The sequence below is a fragment of the Prevotella melaninogenica genome (assembly GCF_003609775.1).
Classification (GTDB): Bacteria; Bacteroidota; Bacteroidia; order Bacteroidales; family Bacteroidaceae; genus Prevotella; species Prevotella melaninogenica_A.
In genome coordinates this window covers 1516544-1540036 of record NZ_AP018049.1, presented here as the reverse complement: position 1 = coordinate 1540036, position 23493 = coordinate 1516544, and the positions used below count along the sequence as shown (strand labels likewise).

Annotated in this window: 14 protein-coding genes and 1 tRNA gene; 7 read left to right on the top strand and 8 right to left on the bottom strand. The window is 38.1% G+C overall.

What is annotated here, in order from left to right:
- Window positions 1–33 precede the first annotated feature (33 nt).
- On the bottom strand, window positions 34–1125 hold the full coding sequence (locus PMEL_RS06215) for a mannose-1-phosphate guanylyltransferase (protein ID WP_120174445.1): 1092 nt from the start codon (window positions 1123–1125) through the stop codon (window positions 34–36).
- A gap of 187 nt (window positions 1126–1312) precedes the next feature.
- Here PMEL_RS06215 and PMEL_RS06210 point away from each other — a divergent pair.
- A tRNA-Leu gene (locus tag PMEL_RS06210) sits at window positions 1313–1394 on the top strand.
- Between the two features lie 298 nt (window positions 1395–1692).
- Window positions 1693–4278 carry a S8 family serine peptidase gene (locus PMEL_RS06205; protein WP_120174444.1) on the top strand — a complete coding sequence of 862 codons (2586 nt, stop codon included), beginning with the start codon at window positions 1693–1695 and terminating at the stop codon, window positions 4276–4278.
- A gap of 23 nt (window positions 4279–4301) precedes the next feature.
- Here the strand turns inward: PMEL_RS06205 and PMEL_RS06200 are convergent, their stop codons facing one another.
- The 7 genes from PMEL_RS06200 to PMEL_RS06170 all read right to left on the bottom strand — a co-directional run bounded on the left by PMEL_RS06200 (window position 4302) and on the right by PMEL_RS06170 (window position 12257).
- The gene (locus PMEL_RS06200; RefSeq protein WP_120174443.1) at window positions 4302–5291 is read right to left on the bottom strand and encodes an AAA family ATPase; all 990 of its coding nucleotides are present in this window, start codon (window positions 5289–5291) and stop codon (window positions 4302–4304) included.
- A gap of 88 nt (window positions 5292–5379) precedes the next feature.
- The gene (gene mobV, locus PMEL_RS06195; RefSeq protein WP_120174442.1) at window positions 5380–6720 is read right to left on the bottom strand and encodes a MobV family relaxase; all 1341 of its coding nucleotides are present in this window, start codon (window positions 6718–6720) and stop codon (window positions 5380–5382) included.
- A gap of 182 nt (window positions 6721–6902) precedes the next feature.
- A complete protein-coding gene (locus tag PMEL_RS06190; protein WP_120174441.1) occupies window positions 6903–7838 on the bottom strand; it encodes a toprim domain-containing protein in 936 nt (311 codons plus the stop codon).
- Window positions 7839–8304: 466 nt separating this feature from the next.
- Window positions 8305–9495: a primase-helicase family protein gene (locus tag PMEL_RS06185; protein WP_004342658.1), complete on the bottom strand. Its 1191-nt coding sequence runs from the start codon at window positions 9493–9495 to the stop codon at window positions 8305–8307.
- A 4-nt stretch (window positions 9496–9499) separates the two neighbouring features.
- Complete coding sequence (locus PMEL_RS06180; protein ID WP_028898649.1) at window positions 9500–9814, bottom strand: helix-turn-helix transcriptional regulator; 315 nt, start codon at window positions 9812–9814, stop codon at window positions 9500–9502.
- Window positions 9815–9988: 174 nt separating this feature from the next.
- On the bottom strand, window positions 9989–10912 hold the full coding sequence (locus tag PMEL_RS06175) for a DUF6043 family protein (protein WP_120174440.1): 924 nt from the start codon (window positions 10910–10912) through the stop codon (window positions 9989–9991).
- 7 nt (window positions 10913–10919) lie between these two features.
- Window positions 10920–12257 (bottom strand): site-specific integrase, encoded by a 1338-nt coding sequence (locus tag PMEL_RS06170; RefSeq protein ID WP_028898651.1) that lies wholly within the window; start codon window positions 12255–12257, stop codon window positions 10920–10922.
- Window positions 12258–13275: 1018 nt separating this feature from the next.
- Between PMEL_RS06170 and PMEL_RS06165 the strand changes: the two genes are divergently transcribed.
- The 5 genes from PMEL_RS06165 (at window position 13276) to PMEL_RS06145 (ending at window position 23487) form a co-directional block, all read left to right on the top strand.
- Entirely contained in the window at window positions 13276–13815 is a 540-nt protein-coding gene (locus tag PMEL_RS06165) for a sigma-70 family RNA polymerase sigma factor (RefSeq protein ID WP_036920931.1), read from the top strand.
- Window positions 13816–14430: 615 nt separating this feature from the next.
- A complete protein-coding gene (locus tag PMEL_RS06160; RefSeq protein ID WP_120174439.1) occupies window positions 14431–15396 on the top strand; it encodes a FecR family protein in 966 nt (321 codons plus the stop codon).
- 39 nt (window positions 15397–15435) lie between these two features.
- Window positions 15436–18870, top strand: coding sequence for a TonB-dependent receptor (locus PMEL_RS06155; RefSeq protein ID WP_120174438.1), 3435 nt, complete (start codon window positions 15436–15438; stop codon window positions 18868–18870).
- Between the two features lie 11 nt (window positions 18871–18881).
- Entirely contained in the window at window positions 18882–20642 is a 1761-nt protein-coding gene (locus tag PMEL_RS06150; protein ID WP_120174437.1) for a RagB/SusD family nutrient uptake outer membrane protein, read from the top strand.
- A gap of 34 nt (window positions 20643–20676) precedes the next feature.
- Window positions 20677–23487: a SusC/RagA family TonB-linked outer membrane protein gene (locus PMEL_RS06145; protein WP_120174436.1), complete on the top strand. Its 2811-nt coding sequence runs from the start codon at window positions 20677–20679 to the stop codon at window positions 23485–23487.
- Window positions 23488–23493: the final 6 nt, after the last annotated feature.

Genomic DNA, 23493 nt, shown 5'->3' with positions numbered 1-23493 from the left:
CTTGCTACTTTCCTCCTTTGGAGGGGTTGGGGGCTATACAAACTCTTCCCCCTTCTTTATCTGTATCTCATTGACATATTTCCTTACCAATGCAGAAGAATCTTCTTTCTTGCAGATGAGAAGGACATTGTCCTTTTCTGCAATGATATAACCATCGAGTCCGTTGATAACACCTAATTTGCCTTTGGATAGCTTTATGATATTATTAGCTGCATCTTCAAGGATAACATCCGAGTCAATAACAACATTGTCTCCCTCTCGCTTGCTCATCGACTCATACACACCATGCCATGTGCCAAGGTCTGCCCACCCAAAGTCGCACCTCATCACATAGACATTCTCAGACTTCTCCAAGATACCATGGTCTAACGAAATGTTTGGATAGCGTGGGAAATTATCATGTATGAAAGCTTCTTCGTCTTCTATCGTTGTTATCTTACCGCCCATCTCACCTGCACGTAAAACAGAAGGGAGGAAGCCATAGAGACATTGACGAAGGTAATTGACGTTAGAGAGGAAGAGTCCTGTATTCCAACACCACTCCTTACTATCCATGAACATTTGTGCAAATTCTCGGTCTGGCTTTTCAGTAAAGGCTTGCACCTTATAAATATCTCCATTACCCGTGTAGACGCCCTTCTGAATATATCCGTATCCAGGTTCTGGTCGGGTAGGGCTAACCCCCATTGTCAGTATAGCATCATTCTTCTCAACAAACGATAATCCCTCTTTGATATTACGAAAGAAAGCATCATCATTAACAATGTTATGATCAGAAGGTGATATTATGATATTAGCTTTAGGGTCGAACATCATAATACGATGTACAGCCCATGCAACACTCGGCGCAGTGTTTCTGTGGATTGGCTCAGCCATGATATGGTCGGCTGCCACTTCAGGCAACTGCTCTCTGACAAGGTCAAGATAATCACAGCTGGTATTAATATAAATGTTCTCTTTTGGAAGAATATTTGCAAAGCGGTCAAAAGTTTGTTGAAACTGAGTACGACCCACACCAAAGAAATCTATAAATTGCTTTGGGTGTTTATCTCTACTGCAGGGCCATAGTCTTCTTCCCTTGCCTCCGGCAAGAATCACGCAATAGTTGTTCTGTTTCGTAGTCATTATCTATTTAAGCTAACCGATTTTGTTTCTCCAAAGATACCTTATATAACTCATACCTCCAAATCTTTTATTGTAAAATACCACAAATATGCATTAATCAAAGTATTGTCATTAAATAATTCCTCAAAAATTTGCCAAATCCAGATTTTCTCTCTACCTTTGCACCCGTTGTTCAAACAACAGCTATGCCCAGATGGCGGAATAGGTAGACGCGCTGGTCTCAAACACCAGTGGGGCAACCCATCCCGGTTCGAGCCCGGGTCTGGGTACTAAGCAAAAAGCTAAGTAATTGATTATTCAATACTTAGCTTTTTCTTGTTTTGCAAATGTTCCCAAATTGTTCCCATTCAACCACACAAAGCTAGCCATCTTATATTTTTAATATATTATGTGAGCCAAGAATAGTGCTAACCATTAGTCCACTATATGGATCATTATTCCTAATAATCAGATGTCACTATTACATTGGTCTCACCTTAAATTAATTATATATTATATGGTATTTTCAATACTTATTACTAATTTTGTGTATAAGAATAGTTTGTAAATATTAAAATTCTCTGTACAATGAGTAAAAGTCATCTGTTTTTAAAGAATGAATTTGGCACTTGCCCAGAATTTAAACGAACACGAGGTAGAAATAATGAGGAAGAAACCTCAGGAGAAGTTAAGAACTATCATCAGCAGAGAGAGAAACTTCTTCGTTGTCGTGCTAAATTTGAGCGAGCTATGGAAAATCGTCATAACTTAAGGTCACAAGAAATAAACGTTGATCATTTCGATATGCTATCGATTAACTTTTTGAAAATTGCTGATAGTGCTTTGATAAAAGAATATTGTGAGGTTTATGGTTTATCAGAACTTAATTACTCCAATATGAATCAGACGGTCCTGTTCGCTATAGCTGATGTAAACCGATTTAATAATGTATTTATAACTCAAATCAATTCCTTTTCTGCAGAAGATAATGACGAAAGTACGGAGTATAAGCCCTTAACTTTGATCGCTGATTTTAGCTATTGGGATAGTAATTCTATGAAGTATTCTTTTGTTATAGATGGAGATGCCAATGATGTGCTTCTTGAGTTGGTGGAAAATTCATCAAGAATGTTGAACAAACAACAGGATATAGAGAAGGCTATGGAAGTATACCTAGATAAAAAGGATATAACATACAGAAAGATAGGAGTTGGAATATATCAGATCGATTTCATAAGACAAGATGACTTGGATGTTCTATTGGATAATTTTGATGTGATACAAAGTATTCAATCGTTGTATAACGTTCGCATACGTCCTAACACATTCGGAGATTCTGAGATAGTATCGGATGCAACTTTGAATTTGCTTGAGGGAGCACCGACGATAGGCGTTATTGATACGGGTGTTCAGAGATTAGCCGTGCTAGATCCAATATTAGAACAGGATGGCTTTGATTTGACGAGCAAGGAAGAACAGCATCCTTATGAGATTGATTTAATGTCAGATTCAACTCATGGTACTACGGTTGCGACATTGGCTGCATTTGGAAATAACTTCTACCAAGATATTAATGCTGATACCATCAATGTTGACGCAAAAATTTTTTCTATAAAAGTTCAGAGAGGTGAAACTGGATCTTTAAATATAGCCGATATAAAAGATGCTATTATTAAGGCTAATCAAGAATACGGTGTTCGCATCTTCAATCTCTCCATGTCAGTCCGTGGGAAGCTATACAATCAGAATATTTCTACTTACGCATATATACTTGACGAATTAGCTTTTGAATATGATCTTTTGATTTTCATTTCTGTTGGAAACCTTAGTGTAGAAGATATTGAAGAAATGCAGAATGTTGCTGCTGAACTAGGAACAAGTCAAAAGGTAAAACAATTTTTGCAGTATCCTAATCATTATTATAACCCATTTATAACACTGGAGGAAACTAAATGCCATGATGGTGAATGCATGAATCTCTGCGAGCCTAGTGAAAGTATGAATAACATGTCAGTTGGTGCTATCGCTGAAAACTATAATGCAAGCCAGAGGAGTCATGGATTGAGTTTGAGCAAGGAACTCCCTGCATTTTATTCTCGTAAATATTACATGGATTATAATTCTTTGATTAATGGAACTCGCTTCAAGAACAACCAAAGAAATAAGAATCTCTTCAAGCCTGATATCGTTATGCCTGGTGGTGATCAATTGGATGTTGCATCAAGAATGCTGGTCTTATCGCCGAGACGTGGTGGAGTTGGCTTGAAAATAGAACAGAACTCTGGAACAAGCTATGCTGCTCCATTAGCAGCTAATATTGCAGCTAAAATTGTTCGTAAGTATCCTAACCTTAGCATGCAATCCGTGAAGGCTCTGATGATTAATAGTTCCGACCCGATAAAAACGTATTATCTTGATAGAACAATTGATAATTTAAAAGCTTTAGATAATAATTCTTATCCAAATGTAGATCGCAACGAGAAGTCTCGTTTGTCCAAGAAATACAGTTCAGAGCGATTATCAAAGTATATTTCAGGTCATGGTGTCCCCAATATTTCTAAATGTTTAGATTCTACTGATAATCGTTGTACATTTGTTATTGAAGATAGAATAGATTTCGATAGTCATAAGGTCATAAATCTGAATATCCCAAGTTATTTACTCCAATGCTCAAAGAAAGGTACATTGCTAACTTTAACTGCTACTCTCTGCTATAAGTTCAATCCTAAACGGGGCGATGCTTTATCTTATTGCCCATTTCATATTGCCTTCAATTTGGGAAACAGCATGAACCATGATGATCCAAGAAAGAATGCAGAAGAGTATGCAAGACAAAGAGCATCTGACAATAATGATAGAATGGCTATTAAGTCTAGTGTTGGAGCATGGTCTGATGATTTTTACCCAGCGTCTAGCAAAATATTTTCAAATGTACAGAAAAAGATTTTAAATGTAAGTCGTGACGAAATTGAAAAGGTTTGCAACCAGATATCAATTATTTTTCGTTGTACAGGACGTGATTTTTTAGTTGGAACAGACCACCCTTTCTCATTCGTTTTGACAATTGAACAGAATCATTCTGTTGAAATAGATGGCAATAGTCTATACGACAACCTAGAACAGGAGAATACTGTAGAAGCTATTGCTCAGGCTACTCTTCAAGCTGAAGTATAGTCTACACGACAAAAGGATTGGTATTAACCAATCCTTTTGTCGTGTAAGAGTTTTTTCCAAATCTCTGTTCGGATAACATTGTTATCATATCCATCTAATACATTCCGCTTAATAGCATTAAGCAAGGCTTGTTTAATAACATAGTAGGATAAATTGTTGCATTCTTTGTTAATAATTTTCTCTTTAGCCTTTTCATTGTCAAATTTGAACCGATCTTTAATCGTATATTGAACAAGGGAATGCACCTGTATGGGGGTTGGCAAATCTATTTTAATTGTCAAATCAAATCTCCTAATAAGTGCTTCGTCAATCATCTGTAATTGATTAGTAGCAGCTATGATGATTGTGTCTTGACTGATGAAATCAAACAACTGTAATATTGTATTTACAACTCTCTTCATTTCACCATGGTCTTGATCATAATCTCTTATCTTACCTAAGCTGTCAAACTCATCTAACAGGACAATAGCTTTTTCTTTGTCTGCAGTCTTAAATATTTGGGTGAGATTTTTACTTGTTTCTCCTAACTTCGATGAAACTACTGTACCCAAATTTACTATAATCAATGGACGATCCAATTCGCCAGCTAAAACATAAGCGCTTAACGTCTTCCCACATCCAGACGGACCATGAAGCAATATTTTATTTGAAACAGGAATATCCATTTTTGCGAGAGTTTCAACTTGCTTTCTCTCCTTAATAAAATACTCTAGTTCTTCTTGAATATTGGGTGTACAGACTAAATCCTTCATCGTAAACGAAGACATTACTGTCTGTATGATAAACTCATCAGCTTTACTCTCAATTTCCTTATTCAACCGAAACTCCCTGAGCTTACCTAAAGAATTTCTTCTATCAGTATCTTTAATGATAGAAAGTATCTCTGATGCAAATTTACCTCTGTTATTTTGCTGCGAATATTCTACATACCGATACAGCAAATCAAGTAAACGAGCATTGTCGTTTGCTAAAGCAAATCTTGCAATTTGTTTGATGTAATCAGCCTGTTTCATATGAAGTGTTTCCTTTTTATTTGCAAATATAGCTCATTGTTGTCGAATCTCCAAACGTTCATAAGAAAAATATGGTTCTGATTGCACATTACATTTTCATTACTCCATGTCTTTTTTGAAAAATATTCTGCTCATTTTTCTTCTTCCATTGCTGGTATTTCATTTTAAACCAATCTACTACAGGCAAATCATCAATGAATAACCGCCATTTGTTCTTTGTTTCAAGTTGAATAACATTCTTGATATATGCCACAGATTGCTCGGTAGTAAACTTGCGATTATGCTGCTTGGAGTAAAGCGAACCACTAAAGCTGACCTTTTTGAAGCATGAAATGGCTCGTATCAAGTGCGTAGCAAAACCCATTTGCAAACACTCACGAACGATAGCCTTGAGATCTGCAAGGTAAGGAATAAGTTCTTCCAACTTTCTTTCCTCTTGTTGTTTGCTAATTGAGTATCGGGTGAACTCGTCTTTTATAGTTTCCATCTGCTGCTGATGCATCATTTCAGAAGTAGCCATTTGCTTTTTGAGTGTAGAGATATTCCCTACCAAAGTAGCCTTGTCTGCATTAAGTTGCTTGTTTTCCTCTTCCAATCGTTTCACCTTATTACCTCCAAAAAGAGAAGATACACTATCCGTAATCGATGTTGTGGCAGTTACTGCAGAACTCTTCAGTTTCTCTACTTTAATTCCTTGTTTCACCTCTTTAAGTTCTGATTGAAGCTGTTCTTTGCTTGATTCAAGTGTTTGTAGTTCACTTTGTAGGTTCTCGGTTGCACCAATGAGTGATTTGTAATATTCAGAAGTGGAGATATGTTTGGCTTCTGATCCATCAATACCACGCTGTAAGCCATACTTATTCATGAGCTGGGCATAACTATCTTGGTAATTCTTTAGTTGGTTGCGTGCCATCACATCATCTGCACATAGTCTGGGTGTACCAACTTTCTTCTTTCGGTATTTACGTTTACCATTTTCTTTCTCTTTCTCGGCTTTCCTCCGCTCACAAGTAACAATAGGTACAATCGTAGCATGTATATGTGGTGTATGCTCATCCATGTGTATAACAGCCGACACAACGTTTTCCTTGCCGTAGGTTTCTTCCAACCATTGTAGATTGTCCTGACACCAGCTATCAAGTTGTCCACAACCTTCTATCCTTTTCATATCCTCGTGTGTTCCTGTGAGCAGAATACGGATTGCTCGTACTTGGTTCTTACCGATCTTGCGAGTAATGCCAGCCGTATTGATGCGGTGGCTAATTGCTTCACTTCGAGAGTGGATTTCATCAGGGAACTCAATGAGTTCTTTGTTTAGGTGAGTGCGACTATCATCTGCATTCTTAGGATGAATGGTGCGCTCAATATGAGCAGACATACCCGTGTCGGCTCCTTTTGCTTTCTCTAAATGTAATACTGCGTATCCCATAGTCCTTTTACATTATTTGTTTTTACGTTTAGGTTGATGATTCTTTTCGGGGTTTCAAAAGGGGCTTCCCCTTTGCTCATTGGTCATTTTTAGCATAGGAGTGTAACGGCTGCGTAAAGAAAATGCCCTAATGAGCTATGGTATTTCGCTTGTGAAATATCCATAGGGCAGCAAGCGAGGAGTTATAGCCCTTTTCCCTTTCGTTGTTGTTGAGTGGTAATAGGCTTGTCACAAAGTAGGTCGTTAATGTCCTTATACTTTGAGTAAGCCACGGAACCATCTTCTACCTTTGCACCTAACTCTTTAGATAGTTCAACGTAGGCTGTTTGACCAGCCCTATCGTTGTCGAAAAGACAAACGATGTGTGCGTAGGAGGCTAAAAAGCTCTTTACCTTTTGCAAGTTGGTGACAGAGTTAAGGATAATAATGTCCGAAACTCCAGCTGGCTTGCCATCACTAAAGGTAAAGATACCCTTTCCTTGCTTTTGCAAGGTCATATAAGAAAGGTAGTCCATAAAACCCTCAAATATCAAACAGATGTTGGCTTGCTCTTGTGCCTTGACAATTGTAAATGATTTAGGTGCTATGCAGCCTTTGAAGAAAGAGTTGCGCAGTTCGTAGCCGCCAATCTTGTTAGCAAAGCCTATAGCAAAGTAGGTTTTATCCTTATAGGTAAAATGTAGTTCTACACATTCCTTTTGAGCTATCGCAATATCCACTTTGCGCTCCGCGAGGTAACGAAGTAAGGCAGGGTGAGATAGTTCGCAGACTTCTATGTTCTTAAAAGCAGGTTCTTCTGGAGTAGCAATCCTTGTAGGTTGGTAGGAGTGATAGTTCATAGTGGATATGCCTGGAGCTAACTTTTCTATTTGCACAAGCAGATAGGAAATATCTCTTGAATGATATAACTCTTCTGCAAGTGCGATGATACTACCACCTTTGCCAAGTCCGAAGTCATACCAAAGGTTGAGCTTTGTGTTTACCTTGAATGATGCCTGTGTTTCGTTTCTAAATGGCGATTTATAATATAACTTCTCGCCACTAATTTTGATAGGTGTATGCCCTATACTTTGCAGAAAGTCCTGCAATTTGATATGTTTTGCTGTTTCAATGTTCATAATTGTACGGCTTAGATGTTGTTAGAAAATTGATGATTTGATGCGTTTACTTGTAAGTGCTTGATAATGAGTGTTTATATTATACATCAACTCTTCATCAAAAAAATAGACTAAAGGGGAAGTGATGCTTGTGCAACTATTTCCTTATATCTTTACTCCGTTATTTCACGGTTTCATCTTATCACTATTTACCAGATAAGATATTTTTTCTTGGGGAGCAAGTTGTACTTTTGTGCAGACAAAAGTGCTTGCTACTTCAGGAAGTAGTGAAATCGCTACTCTATGTTCTCAGGATTTACTACTTACCAAAAGAGAAACTTGGCACCATAGTACACTATTTCTCTTTTGGACAGCAATTATACACTTCATCCATGATTTATTTCTGATGGATTTCTGATGAGCATTTATTCTCCTTATATTCAGTAGCTTATATTCTTGTTTCATCATTTCATCAAAATAATAGTATTTATTTCTCTGAAAGTTGTTCGAGAGTGACGGTGTAGTACCTGCCCATTCTCCTTACATCGGAATAATAGTTTGGGCGATTGAAGTCTATCTGGTAGGTGGTGTAGCAAAGTGTATTGCTTGCTGGCTGCAATTTCCAAATATCTTGTACTATCTTTCGCACATGACTTTTCTCAGCTTTCACTTGCGTATAGTTGAGTAGCGTAACTATGTCGTTTAGGCAGAAAGAATACTCTTTAATATTCATCTGCTTCATGATGTCAATGGCAAGTTCTGCCATTTCAATCTCCAACTTGTTACGATTGCTCCTAATAATTCGTTTTAAAGCTGGTGTTTCCGTGAGTTTAGGATTGAACCACATACGGCTTTCTTCTTGGGTACTTAGTGTGCGATGCTGGAGAAAGAATAGGAAGGCAGGTATTTCTTCTTTGAGCTTCTTGAGAAAATCCGTATCATCAGATTGCAGCTTTTCTATTTTTCTCACCCAATAGCGGGTTTCTCCCATGTCTATGATAAGAGGGAGATACTCGTTGTTGGAGCAGAGTACAAATTTGGAAAAGAAAGCTATTTCAGAGCGGTCTTTTCCTTTGGCCTCCACCTTGTAGGTATGTGTGGTACTTAGGTTCTTTAGTCGCTCACTGTCTTCCCTACGGTTAAGCAGCACTTCATCTACTACGATGATGAGCTTTCCTGCCCAGTCGGCATTGAACTGACTGCGGAAGTCTTCATTGGTGTTAAAGGTTACATTGTCCTTAAAAATGGCTTTAAGGAAGTTGAGAAAAGTACTTTTACCAGTATTGCGCTCCTCTGATACCAATAGAAGAATAGGTAATTTCTGAATGGGTTTTAGATAGAGCAGCTGCAAATAATCCATTCCTAACTCGTACTGTTCACCAAATATGTGCGATACAAGGGCTTCTATGTGTGAGAATGTTCCTTCTTTGGGCTCATGGTCTATCGGCTCATAGAGATTGAGGAAGTTTGCTACAACTGGTTGATAGTTCACATGGTCTGGCAAGGTACAGAAACCATTGTACTTAGGTACACTTGCCATAAAGTCCTTTCCGTGGTCTTGGCGCAGCGTTTCGTTGTTCCACACGATACGCTTGCGTACAAAGCCACCTCCTAATTTGGGTTGGTCTACCAATTTATATAAGGTGGTACCAACTCGGATATATTCTTCCTTTTCCATAGTATTAGATCTTTGAGGTTGCGTTACCTAAGATTTTCTGCACATCAGACATTCTGTATCTGACCTTGTTCCCTACCTTTATAGGCTTCAGATAGTTCTTCTTACCCCAATGCCATAAGGTAGCATCACAGACTCCACATAGTTGTTTAACTTCTTCCTTAGAAAGGAAACGTTCCTTCCGTGATTCTTCAACGATAGATGTAAGTTCGTCTTTCGCACGGTTAATAAGGTCGTTGGAAAATGCCAACAAATCCTCACCAGACACCTCTAATCGCACATGTGCGTTAGAGCCTTGAATGATAGATAAAATATCGGTCATATTTTTTAGACTCCACCAGCTTGTTTGACTTCCTGTTGTCGGTGGTTTGCAAACAAAAAGTCGCCACCTCGATTGAGATGACGACTGCAAATTTATATCGTAAAATGATTGATTTTCAACGAATTGCGAAACGTTTAATTCGCTTAAATATTAAACGAATTAAACGAACTGTTATTAGGATAGAAAGGTCTTAAATTCATCTATCGAAGCACGATCTTTTCCCTTATCCATCAACCTTATTCCTGTCTTTCCAATAGTCTCAGTAAGCTCTTTGTAGGCATCCTGAACACCACGAAGTCCTATTAAACGAATATTATAATGCTCGGACAATGCTCTATAGAATGGTGCTATATTACATTCGTAGAGCAAGCCCTCTTCTTCCAAAGCAATTTTGAGATAAACAATATCTTTCTCTTTTGGCTTGGTTAATATCCTATCCCTTATCTTAGAAAGCAACTCTTCGTTTGCTCCAGGTTTAAGAAGTTCCTTCAAATTCCTTTCATCCTTTGGTCTGCCACGTTTCTTGTTGGTGCCAGTATTCTTGTTATCACCAAAAGTTATAGCTTTCTCCAACGTTGATTCAATAACAGTATCTGTGGATAGGGAATGCTTATACAATCTAAATTCCTCCCAATCTTCCTTGGTTCTTTCTCCAGAAGATATACTTTTATGAATAATGTATTTGACTAATAACGACAAAATCCATCTATGAACTCTATTAGTCTTACTATTATGAATAAGGCTCTCACCCTGTTCTACCATACACTCGTAGCTTCTGCCATAATATAGCCATGCGAGCATAGCTGGTACTATAGAGTGTTTATCTGTGTTTTGGAACTCATTTACCAAGTTCTCTGCAAGATTTGAATTAGTCAAGATGCTTTCCAAGGAAGAAAAGTCTTTCAAGGTATCATCAGACATTCTCTTTTTGACAGCATCTTTGTATTTGGGAACTAACCTCACTACTAACATGAACACCTTCTGAAACCCTGCACTGTTTGTTCGGTTCATTTCTTCAACAAATGAACCATACTCTTTAGGATGTGCATCAAGCCACTCTTTTATAAGTTGTTTGAAATCTTCAAAACTTCCTTTCATAGCCTAATCAGTCTAAAAGTTTTACTAAATCTTTCTTCATTTCTTCATCAATATCTCTATACCGTCTAAAGGCTTTGCTCCCCTCTTTGTGTCCTGATAATGCGGAAACTAAATTCGGGTCTTTTACCTTCTTATAGATATTACCAATGAATGTGCGTCTTGCTAAATGGCTGCTTGCTACCTCGTACAAAGGGCGTTTTACTTCATCATGTGTCAAAGGGTCTAAGATCGTTACAATCCTATCTACACCTACTTCTTGAAAAATGCGTTTGATAGCCACATTATACTTTTGTTCTGATATAAATGGAAATAACTTTGCACCCCCGTAGTCCTTATAGCGATCTAATATTGTCTTTGCTTTGCTATTCAAGGGTACTCTAACTGTTACAGGATTACCCTCTCTGGTCTTTTTAGGAATATATTCTATAGCCTCATTGACTATGTTTCTCTTGGTCAGCCGATATAAATCGCTAACTCTACAACCTATCAAGGTTTGAAAAATAAAAATATCTCGTTGAATAGCAAGCTGTGGGTGTCCAGATAAATCCGCATCAAATATTTGGTCACGCTCATCTAAGGTAATATAATAAGGTGTTCCATAGGTACATTCATCTAATGGGAACTCATCGAAAGGACGATTTGTTGTTATCTTTCTATCATAACACCATATAAAGAATGTTCTTATGCGAGAAAATCTATCTATCAGAGTGTTCTTACCTCTTGGCAATGGGATACGCTTCTCTGGAAATGCTTCATACAACTTTGGATATTTCTCATAATAGATATGCTCATTTTCAAAGAAATCCCACATATCCCTTAAAGTGTCAGAGGTTACATCATCTACGTCAAGAATAAAATCACGATGTCTACGCTTAACTGTTTTTACATACATTTCGTATCGTGCTAACGAACGCTGAATAACCTTGAAGTTCTTTACCCGCACAGCGGATAACTTATGTTCTACAAGGAATTTAGAGAATAGTTCCAGTAAAGTAGGTTTATTCTCCTGCATCAATTCCTCTTCAGTCTTGTAATGATTAGGATGATGATACTTGTCGATAATCATAGACAACCATTCACTATCAGCTTCTTCAGAATATTGCTCTGTAATTGCAGAAACAATATCTTGAATACTTTGAGATAAATGCAGCTTGTTTTCTTCTGAGACGAGTGCAACACGGTCTTTGTACCCTTGCTTCTCACTACTCCAATGATTCGGATTGATAACAAGTTCACTTGCAGCCTTAATATCTTTCTTACCATCACGCAAGCGAAAATAGATTGTTGCCATACTATCTGTATCGTTCTTTTTTGCTGTCTTGCGAATGAATGCGGTAACCTTCATAATCGTTGTTTTTAGTTCTGTTGCAAAGATACTAATTTGTTCCCAAATTGTTCCCAATTATCCTAAATATATTTTTATTATTTTCAATCAGAATAAATATAGCTTTTCTTTATTTCGTTGATTACAAGTGATTTATATTTAATTGTAAGGTTTAATAGAATTAATTCAAATGTTCCCATATTTAATATTTCAAATGCGGGTCTGGGTACAAATATAGGTTGGTAACTTGCTGGTTATCAGCCTATTTTGTTTTTACGGGTAGCCAAAGGGTAGGAAAAGACAACCGTATAAATCAGAACTCACTCAAACCTTTATTCAGAACTCACTTTCATATTTAATCGTACTATTAAGTTTAAAATTCATTTCCTGTCATTTTAACATTGTTTGTAAAGGCTTTGATAATGAATAACTTGTGTCTCTTTTGGTAGTGACAGGAGTGACAGGAAATTAAATTATTGTCTATAGAAAGTGATAAGTTGCTGTTAATAGGAATATAAAAGTTGCAGAAATTTAAAAGAATACCAAGAACTTGTCTTTTTTCTCCGCAGCTGGTGAAACCTTCAATGCGAATATAAATCACTTTAAGGTTAACTTAAGAGGTGTTGTAGTATTTTGCTTGAAAATAATTTGATATAAGAGAAAGGGGACGATAGAAAGGGGAGATGACTTAAAGGGAGGTGTTTTCTATTAAAGATTGAGTCAAGGCTCATTAGATGAATTTATTTTTTGATTCGTAAATGTGCTGAAGATAACTTGGTAGATTGTATAACGCATTTATTTTCAGATAATTAGTTTTAGATATGAAACTTTATTCTTTGTTGCTAATTGACTTTTCGTCTACGATATAATTTAAAAAATAAGATGAAATGTGATAGATTGTAAAAGAATATGTATATATTTGCATCGCTAAGCAATATTAAGTACTAATCAACCTATCTCCAAAAATAGTAATTTAAATGGCTAATTAGTATGAGTGAGAAGTGTTGGATTAGTGCGAAGACAAATAAGTTCTATTGCAATGGAAGACATTTATGATAAGTGGGTAATGCAGTTGAGAGAAGGTTCTTATGAGGCTTTCTCAGAATTGTATATGTATTACTCGAATAAGTTATATAGCTTCATATTGGCGCAGACAAAGAATGTTTCACTTTCAGAAGATATCGTTCAAGAAACTTTTATGAAATTGTGGAATATGCGTGAACAATTAGATTGCTATGGTAATGTAAATGCCTTGATATTTACCATTGCTCGTAATTTAATTATTGATAGTTTTAGGAAGCAGGTGGCACAGCTTGATTTTGAGGACTATCGTCAAGCATGTGATAAAGTATCTTCATTTGCAACACCAGAAGAACAGCTTGATTACCATGAGTCGGTTGATAGAATTCGGCAGGTAAAGAAACTGTTATCAAAGCGTGCTTGTCAGATTTACGAGATGAGTCGTGAAAAGAATATGCCCATTCAAGAGATTGCAGAGTCCCTGAACTTATCTTCACAGACTGTAAAAAACTATCTTACATCTACTTTAAAAATATTTAGAAGAGAGTTGTCAAGATAGCATTCTAAACTACAAGATAATATGCTGAAAATGAAAATATATACTATCTCTATCTGGCTTTACCAAACGGCATATTCTCTTATTAATCGATATATGTAAAATATTTTTATCTGATTCGTAACCTATATATGCTCTTTTGGTTTCTAAAAAACGGCCAATTGAGTTGCAATAGGTGCCCTTTTGAGGTCTTACTAATGCCCTTTTGAAGTCCAATTAAGCACCTTTTATTTTACTACTCTGTAACTAATTGATTCTCTGTTGATTGCAAACTTGCTTTTTATATGTGTTTTTGCCGTCCTTTATAGATGTTTTATCCGAAATTATGTAATGATTTTTCAAGTACTTATATGTCGATTTTCGAGGTTTTAAAATGAAATGGTTTTCAATGTTAGAGAATGATAATAGGAAAGATAGATGACTGTTTTAGCAATGTTTTTTTAAAGAGTAACTTCGGTTCTTCCATTAAATTAATACGAAACGCGTCCATACATTTAACGGAAGAACCTTTTTTGTTTTTTCATAATTGCTTGTTGAATTTACGTTGCTTGTTAATAAAAGTTATTTTTAGGTATTATCTTCATATCTATACGTATACATCATATAAGCTAAAAACGTATGGAAAAGAAATTCGAAGAATTATATAAGCAATATTTATCGGGACAAATATCTCAAATGGATTTTGAGCTATTGAAAAATAAGGTTCCGCTCACATCAGATGAGGAGTTGTGGGATTTAATGTGTGATGATTTATCTACATCGTCAGAGTCTGTAAAGATGAGTAGTGAGTCACAGCAAAGAATCTTGCAAAATATCTATGCTAATGTGAAAGAAGAGAAACGTCAGGCACGTGTTCGCAGATTCTTGCGCTATGCGGCGATGTTCGTTTTGATGTTGTCATTGGTAGGTGGCAGTTATTGGTGGATAAACTCATTGGCTCCTTCGGCTCCGGTTTACACTTATGTAAGTGTTAAGGCGGGTAGTAAGCGTACGATAACCTTGCCTGATGGTACGCGAGTAACCCTCAATGGAAATAGCCAATTATGTTATAATGTAGTACCTCAAAAACATCGTGAAGTGGTGTTGACAAAAGGTGAAGCTTTTTTTGATGTAACGAAAGATGCCTCTTGCCCATTTCGTGTAAAGGTAAACGATATGCAAATTGAAGTCTTGGGTACCGAGTTCAATGTACGCTATCACGAAGATGCCATTGAGACAGCCTTGTTCTCTGGTGCCGTTCGACTTACATCAGAGGCGCTGAAAGAAGATTATCGTCTTTATCCAGGAAAGAAATCAATCTATAAGCTTGCTTCGCATCAGTTTAAAATCTGTGACAATGATGCGACAACTGATGCACGTTGGAAAGAAGGCTATCTGGCATTTAATAGTAAGCCGTTGGCTGAGGTGTTACATGAAATTGAGGATTGGTATGGCGTACGCATTCAGCTTCGTAATAAGAAGTTAGCTAACGACCTCCTCACGGGTACCTTCTATAATGAATCATTGGAAAGTGTACTTAGTTCGTTGAAGATGCAGTATAAATTTAATTATCATACAGATAATGGAACAATAATCATAGAATAAATCTTTATATCTAAACCCTTATAACTAAAAACATAGTATATGGCAAACAATCTAAAAACAAGAAGGAGATTCCTTCTGCGTTGCTTGTTGGTTATGGTATTATCACTTATACCGACAATGTTGTTGGCGCAGCGTGGTAATGTGAGCCTAAATCTCCAAAACGAAGAAATCAGTCGGTTTATTCGGCAAGTTGAAAAACAAACGAATTACACATTTGTGTATCGTAACAATGTACTTAACTCTAAGACGAAAGTAACATTGGTATGTAAGAACTGGCCTTTAGAGAAAGCCCTTACACATGTGTTTTCTCCTCATGGAATTCAATATTCTTTCAACAATAATACTATTGTATTAAGCCTTGCCCCTGTGGTAAAGGAAAGAGTTGAGAGTTCTGAACAAAAAAAGGCAGTAGCTATTAATGAGCGGGAACAGTATACACCAGAGAAGCATAAAATCTCGGGTGTTGTTCTTGAGGCAAATGGTGATCCAATCATCGGTGCGAGTGTCTTTGTAAAAGGAACAACGATAGGAACAGCTACGAATACCGATGGAGAGTTTACGATAGAAGCTCCAGCAAATAGCGTACTTTCTATTTCATACATTGGTTTTGCTACTCGTGAGGTAGCTGCGAAGAGTGGTGCTAATCTGAAGATTACCTTAAAGGAAGATGAAGCACAAGCCCTTAATGAAGTTGTTGTCGTAGGTTATGGTACACAGAAGAAGGCAACCGTAACAGGTGCTATTGCATCAGTGTCAACAAAAGACTTGGTACAAACCCCACAGGCAAATATTAGTAATATGTTGGTCGGTAAGATGCCAGGACTTATTGCTATGCAGAGAAGTGGTGCGCCGGGTGAAGACAACTCAACCCTTTTGATTCGTGGTGTGAGTACGTTCTCAGACAACACAGCCCCTTTAGTAATGATTGATGGTGTAGAGCGTCCAAATTACAATGGACTCGACCCTAATGAAATTGAGTCGGTAAGTATTCTTAAGGATGCTTCTGCTACTGCTATCTATGGTGTACGTGGTGCGAATGGTGTTATCTTAATAACAACTCGAAAAGGTCAGAAAGGTAAGCCACACTTGAGTTATTCTGGTAATTTCGCAGTTCAATCACCTACAGCTTTACCACATTATTTAAATAGTGCAGAGTATTGTGAGATGTATAATGAAGCTTTGAAAAATGATGCTTACACAAAGGGTACATCTTATGTTCCACGCTTTACCGAAGCAGATATTCAGCTCTATCGTGATGGAACAGACCCTATTATGCATCCAAGTACTGACTGGGTGGGTAAGTTCTTGCGTAAGGCTTCTCTCCGTACACAGCACAACTTCAATATTTCAGGTGGTACAGATCGTATGAAGTACTTTATCTCTGCTGGTTTCTTCAATCAAGGAGGTATGTACAAATATACGAAGATAGATCGTAATCACGATGTGAATGCTTCTGACACACGTTATAACTTCCGTTCAAATCTCGATTTTAATATCACACAGGACTTTAAGGCAACTGTACAACTGTCAACACAAATCAATAATATCCGTACTCCAGGTATTGGTAATAGTGAACTTTGGAAAGAGATTTCTTGGGCAACACCATTGGGTACTCCAGGTATGGTAGATGGAAAGTTAGTACGTCTTGAGAATACTATTGATGATGAGAATCCATGGCAGGCATTGTTGAACAATGGTTATAACAATACCTATGCTAACACCATTAACTCAACTTTGCGTTTTGACTATGATTTGTCACGTTTATTGTTGAAAGGTCTTTCAGTTCATGCAAGTACTTCTTATGACAGCTATTACTACAGTAAACGTCTCTCGGTGAAAACCATGCAGACTTTCGTTCCTAAGGTAGACCCAAGTGATCCAACGAATATCATCCTTGTACCACAAAACGAAGAAAGTACTTGGGGTGGAGGATTCAATTACGGAAAGAACAGAAAGGTTTATTTCGAGGCTGGAATCCACTTTGATCGTACATTTGGAAAGCATCATGCCACTGCTCTCTTGCTCTATAATCAGAGTAAATATTACTCACCAAGCCTTGCCTATCATGTGCCTAATGCCTATCAAGGTATTGTAGGTCGTGTGACCTATGGTTATGCCAGTCGCTATTTGGCAGAGTTTAACATGGGTTATAATGGTACAGAGAACTTTGCTGCAGGTCGTCGATTTGGTTTCTTCCCTGCTGTATCTGCAGGTTGGGTAGTCAGTGAAGAACCTTTCTTCCCAAAGAATGATTGGCTTGTTTATATGAAATTGAGAGCAACCTATGGTGAAGTAGGTAATGATAAGATTGGTGGTGACCGCTTCTTATATCTGCCTTCTGTTTATGGCTCAACAAGTGGAAACCTTTCTGGTTATAACTTTGGTTCATCAGCTAACCCTGTTTATTCGCAGATGATAGAGGAAAAACGTTTGGGTAACCCATTGTTGACATGGGAGAAAGCTCGTAAGTTGAATCTTGGTGTTGATATGAACTTCCTCAAGAATCATTTGACAGTTTCGTTTGATTACTTTAAGGAGCGTCGTAATAACATCCTCTCAAATCGAAACAGTGCGCCAATGTTGATTGGTGCTTCTTTGCCAGCTTACAATATGGGTGAGATGGAGAACTCTGGTTTCGAATTTGACGTAAACTATCGTAATAAGATACGCGACTTCAACTACTGGGGGCGTTTCAACTATTCTTTTGCGCGCAATAAGATTCTCTTCCAAGATGAAGTTCCAGAAAAGTATGCTTATCAGATGCGTACAGGTCGTCGTGTAGGTCAGTTCTTTGGTCTTCTCTCTAATGGCTTTTATAATTCTTGGGAAGAAATCAATGCGCTCGACCGCCCTGTAAGCAGTTGGAATGGTAATCGTTTGCAACCTGGTGATATCCGCTATGTTGACGTAAATAAGGATGGAAAGATTGATATGTATGATATGGTACCAATCGGTTATTCACCTACTCCAGAGATAATCTATGGATTCTCTGCAGGATTTAACTGGCGTGGCTTTGACTGTTCAGCACTCTTCCAGGGTGCCTCACACGTTTCTATTAAGTACTTTGGTCGTGCATTGTGGCCATTCATCAATGCCCATAATAGTGCTAAGACTTTGATTTTGGAACGTTGGACACAAGACCGTTATGACCGTGGTGAAAACATTAGTTTCCCTCGTTTGTCAATGAGTCCATCACGTGATACTGATAACAACTATCAGGATTCAGACTTCTGGATTCGCAATGCTAACTATTTGCGTCTGAAAAACTTAGAGTTAGGTTATACCTTTAATAAGAAGCAGCTCAAGGCATTGGGATTGGAAAGTTTGAGAGTGTTCATTAGTGGAACAAACTTGTTTACTTGGACAGATGTTATTGACTTGGATCCAGAGGCTCCATCAAGAGGAGGAGCAACTGAGATTAATACCTACCCATTGCAGAAAATCTATAACATGGGTATAAATATTCAATTCTAAAAACCTTTCGTATGAAGAAGAAATTTTTATATATAGCATGTAGTTGTGCTTCTATTTTGCTCGCATCCTGTTCTGACTACTTAGAGACTCCACCCTCTGTCGACTATGGAGAGAATGAAGTTTTCTCAACTCGAGCAGATGCAGAGAGATTATTAACAACGCTCTATGCAGAAGGAATGCCCTATGGCTTTTGTATGAGTAGTTCTAATACAGATCGTCGTTTGTTGTCTTCTTCGACCTTAGCTTCAGCTTGCGATGAGGGAGAAGATGTTGCAACTTGGGCGATGGGCAATGCTGCATGGAATGCAGGCAACCATACAAATAGTAACTTTACATGGGACGAAGATTGTCGCTTTTATTTAAGAAACCATACAACACGTGTTGCAAATCTTATCTTAAAGCGTATTAATGAAGTGCCTTTTGATGAAGGTGACCCTGAATTTAATAAGCGTGCTACTGGCGAAGCTTATTTTATGAGAGCCATGCTGTTATGGGAAGGTGTCTGTCGATATGGTGGTATGCCAATCGTAAGAGAGGTGATTGATCCAACAGACTTCTCAAAACGTCCTCGTAATTCGTTCTCTGATTGTGTTGATTCTATTCTTGTTGACTGTGATAGAGCAACACAATTTCTCCCTGATTACTATACTGATGAGTCAAAGTTAGGTCGTGCTACGCGCATAGCAGCCTTAGCTTTGAAGGCAAGGGTTCTACTCTATGCAGCAAGTCCATTGTTCAATACGAACAGACCTTATATGGCATTCCCTGGTCACGAAGACCTCATTGGTTATGGAAACTATGATAAAGAGCGTTGGAAGAAGGCAGCTGATGCAGCTAAGGCAGCTATTGATGCAGCAGTTTCTTCAGGACATTATAAGATTCATAATACTGGTAACCCGGAGAAAGACTATGAAGATGTATGGACTATTCCTAATAATGAGGAAATCATTTTAGGTAATATGAAGTACAGAAACTTCAAGACAACAAATCGTCCTTTGGTTGCAAACTTGCCTACTTGGGCTATGAACAAGGCATGGGGAGATGCAGGTTTATATGTAACATTCAATTTTGTTCAGCGTTATGAGAAGCGCGCAGATGGTCAGCCTGCTGATTGGAATATGAATGGTGGTGATAACCTCATTGATATTTATAACAGTCTTGACCCACGTTTCAAGCAAACTATTGCTTATCATAGCAGTAGCTGGAATGATGAAATCCCATTTATCAACTTCCTCGACGGAGGTTCTGAGAAGTCTGCTATGGACCGTACAGCTCATTTGCTTCATAAGTGGGTTCCACGTAGTTTACATGTAAATGGCAGTAATTCTACCGATGTACAGTGGCCTGTTTTCCGTTTGGCAGAACTTTATTTGAATTATGCTGAGGCACTTAACGAATATGAGAGTACACCTTCACAAGCAGCTTACGATGCTGTTAACCTTGTTCGTGCACGTGCAGGTATGCCAGACTTCCCTGCAGGTATGCCGCAGGAGGCTTTCCGAACAAAGCTTCGTAATGAACGTGCAGTAGAGTTGGCATTTGAAGATCATCGTTTCTGGGATATCAGAAGATGGCTTATCGCTGGTGACGAAGGAGTGATGAAGGGTAAATTTTATGGCTTGAAGATTAATTCAACAGACGGTAATAAGACACATATCCATTATCAACCATATGTGTTTGAACACCGTTTTTGGAATGATAACTGCTACTTGTATGCTATTGACCAGAAAGAAGTCAATAAGGGCTATCTCATTCAGAACCCTGGATGGTAATAACGTGTAAATCTTAATGTAAAATAATTGAACAATGAAATATAAGATTCATATCATAGGAGGCGCTCTTATGCTATCCAGTCTTTCTGGATATGCACAAGAAATCACTGATACAACAGTCGTAAATGTAGCTTATGGTGTACAGTCTTCAAAAACACAGTCGGCTGCTATTTCTACCGTAAAGGGTGAGCGTCTCATGGAGATTACATCACCAACGGTGGGTAACTCGTTAAAGGGAATGCTTCCTGGACTATCGATTCTACAGAAATCGGGTGAGCCTGGTTACGACTTCTATATGGAGAATATGTTCACACGTGGTGTAAGTTCGTTCAACAGCAAGCAGCAGATGCTTGTCTTTGTTGATGGTTTTGAAGCTCCATTAGATAACATCTCTGCCGAAGAAATAGAGTCGGTATCTTTATTGAAGGATGCTGCAGCCTTGGCTATCTACGGTTCAAGAGGTGCAAATGGTGTTTTGTTGATTACTACAAAGAAGGGTTATCATTCTTCTCCTAAGATAGGTTTTCGTATGCAGACGGGTATCCAAATGCCAACAATCATGGATACACCGATGGATGCTTACAATTATGCACGCCTGTATAATCAAGCACTTGAGAATGATGGAAAAGCGGCTTTATATACGAATGAAGCACTTGCTGCTTATCAGTCAGGAAGCAATCAATACCTTTATCCAAATATAAATTGGAAGAATCAGTTGTATAAGAATACCACACCACTGACGATGGGCGAATTGTCTTTCCGTGGTGGTGGCGGTGGTCTGAACTACTATGTAATGGCTGGATTAATGCATAATGATGGTATTTATCGTGGAACAGATTCAAAGCAACGAGAGAATGCCAATGTAAACTATGCACGTTATAACTTCAGAGCAAATCTAGATGTTGATATCACAAAGTATTTCCGCACGTTCCTTTATTCAGGTGTGAGCTTTGCAGAGAAGACAACACCGGGTGCTGGTGGTGCAGATGATTATTTGAAGTCTGTTTGGACGACTCCCCCTAATGCTTTCCCTGTTTACAATCCGAATGGAAGTATTGGTGGAACATCATTGTATACCAATCCTGTTGCAAATCTTTTGAACAGAGGCTTGTATAAGGAGAACTCTCGTTCGTTGCAGGTTATCTTTGGTTTGCAGTATGACTTCAGTGCGCTCGTTCGCGGTTTGAGTGCCAAGGTAATGTTTGGTTATTACAACTTTATGGCTGAATCATCTCCAAAGACACGTGACTACGCACGTTATTCTCTGGCTCAAACAGGTGTTGATGCACAAAATAACCCTGTTTACAATTATACTCAGTATGGCTCAGATGCAGCTTTGACAGCTACAGAAGGCTTCAGAACCAGTCAGTCACGTATAGGTTTACAAGGTCAGATTGATTATCAGCGTCAGTTTGGAGATCATGGTGTTCATGCTATGTTGTTGATGCACAATGACCGTTATCAGGTGTATGATGTACGTGATGACGAATGTTATGTGAACTTTGCAGGCCGTCTGTCCTATGATTATCAGAAACGTTATATTGCTGAAGTTGTAGCTTCTTATATGGGTACAGATAACTATGCACGTGGTCGTCGTTTTGGAATATTCCCAGCAATGTCAGCAGCATGGGTCGTTAGTAGCGAATCGTTTATGAAGTCTTTGTCATGGGTTGATTTCTTGAAGTTGCGTACTTCTTATGGTCTTACTGGTAACAATCAGACTTCTGCTCGCTATATTTATGATGAGTCATACGGTGGTAGTGGTAGTTATCTGTTCGGCACAGGTAGCTCGCAGTCTTCTGGTTTCACAGAAAAGACTTTGGCAAACCCATTTGTAACATGGGAAAAGAAGCGTGTATTCAATGTTGGTATTGATGCTACACTTTGGAAAAATCTTTCTGTCAACTTTGATGTCTTCCATGAGGTGCAGTCTGATATACTTGCTTATCCTTATGCGCAAGTATTGGGTATTGTTGGAGCTTCTTATGGTAGTATACTACCTTTGATGAATGTGGGTAAAGTGACAAACCACGGTTTCGAGCTCAAAGCACGTTATCAGGGTAAGGTTCGTGATAACTTTTCTTACTTTGCTGAGGCTGGAACATGGTATGCTATGAGTCGTGTTGATGAGCAGGGAGAAGATGTTAAGCCAGAAAGCTACCTTTATAAGAAGGGTAATTCTGTGTGGAAACCTATTGTTTTAGAGGCTGATGGCTACTATACAGCAAATGATTTCGATAGCAATGGAAAACTTAATGCTAATCTTCCGCAACCTCGTTTTGGACGTGTTGCACCTGGAGATATCAAGTATAAAGACTATAACAATGACCAGGTAGTTGATGAGAATGATGCTCATCCTATTGGTAATAGTACTGTCCCTGCATGGAATTACATGTTTAGTGGAGGCTTTAAGTACAAAGGTTTTGATTTCAGTGTAATGTTCCAAGGTGTTGCGCAGCGTGATATCTATCTCCGTGGAGCGAATATCTACTCTTTCCAAAACAACGGTACAGCATCTAATTTAGCACTTGATAGTTGGACTCCAACACATACAGATGCTTCCTACCCACGTTTGTCAACGATGAATTTCAGCAATAATTATCGCACTTCAACCTTCTGGCGTCGTAATGGAAACTTCTTGCGTCTACGTAATGTTCAGGTAGGATATGAACTTGCAAATTCCGTTACACGTGCATTGCGATTAAGTAGTGTTTATTTCTACGTGAATGCTACCAACTTGTTCACACTGGATCATCTTGGAAAATTGGGTGATGCTGAGCAAGATAACCTCTTAAGCTATCCACTTATGCGTACTGTTAGTGTAGGTTTAAAGCTTGCATTCTAATTTATG

Excerpts from the sequence above, each read along its gene's own strand:
- PMEL_RS06180 (WP_028898649.1), bottom strand. The coding sequence starts at position 9,814 with ATGACCGATATTTTATCTATCATTCAAGGCTCTAACGCACATGTGCGA.
- PMEL_RS06200 (WP_120174443.1), bottom strand. The coding sequence starts at position 5,291 with ATGAAACAGGCTGATTACATCAAACAAATTGCAAGATTTGCTTTAGCA.
- PMEL_RS06205 (WP_120174444.1), top strand. The coding sequence starts at position 1,693 with ATGAGTAAAAGTCATCTGTTTTTAAAGAATGAATTTGGCACTTGCCCA.
- PMEL_RS06175 (WP_120174440.1), bottom strand. The coding sequence starts at position 10,912 with ATGAAAGGAAGTTTTGAAGATTTCAAACAACTTATAAAAGAGTGGCTT.
- mobV (WP_120174442.1), bottom strand. The coding sequence starts at position 6,720 with ATGGGATACGCAGTATTACATTTAGAGAAAGCAAAAGGAGCCGACACG.
- PMEL_RS06170 (WP_028898651.1), bottom strand. The coding sequence starts at position 12,257 with ATGAAGGTTACCGCATTCATTCGCAAGACAGCAAAAAAGAACGATACA.
- PMEL_RS06165 (WP_036920931.1), top strand. The coding sequence starts at position 13,276 with ATGGAAGACATTTATGATAAGTGGGTAATGCAGTTGAGAGAAGGTTCT.
- PMEL_RS06215 (WP_120174445.1), bottom strand. The coding sequence starts at position 1,125 with ATGACTACGAAACAGAACAACTATTGCGTGATTCTTGCCGGAGGCAAG.
- PMEL_RS06190 (WP_120174441.1), bottom strand. The coding sequence starts at position 7,838 with ATGAACATTGAAACAGCAAAACATATCAAATTGCAGGACTTTCTGCAA.
- PMEL_RS06185 (WP_004342658.1), bottom strand. The coding sequence starts at position 9,495 with ATGGAAAAGGAAGAATATATCCGAGTTGGTACCACCTTATATAAATTG.
- PMEL_RS06150 (WP_120174437.1), top strand. The coding sequence starts at position 18,882 with ATGAAGAAGAAATTTTTATATATAGCATGTAGTTGTGCTTCTATTTTG.
- PMEL_RS06160 (WP_120174439.1), top strand. The coding sequence starts at position 14,431 with ATGGAAAAGAAATTCGAAGAATTATATAAGCAATATTTATCGGGACAA.
- PMEL_RS06145 (WP_120174436.1), top strand. The coding sequence starts at position 20,677 with ATGAAATATAAGATTCATATCATAGGAGGCGCTCTTATGCTATCCAGT.
- PMEL_RS06155 (WP_120174438.1), top strand. The coding sequence starts at position 15,436 with ATGGCAAACAATCTAAAAACAAGAAGGAGATTCCTTCTGCGTTGCTTG.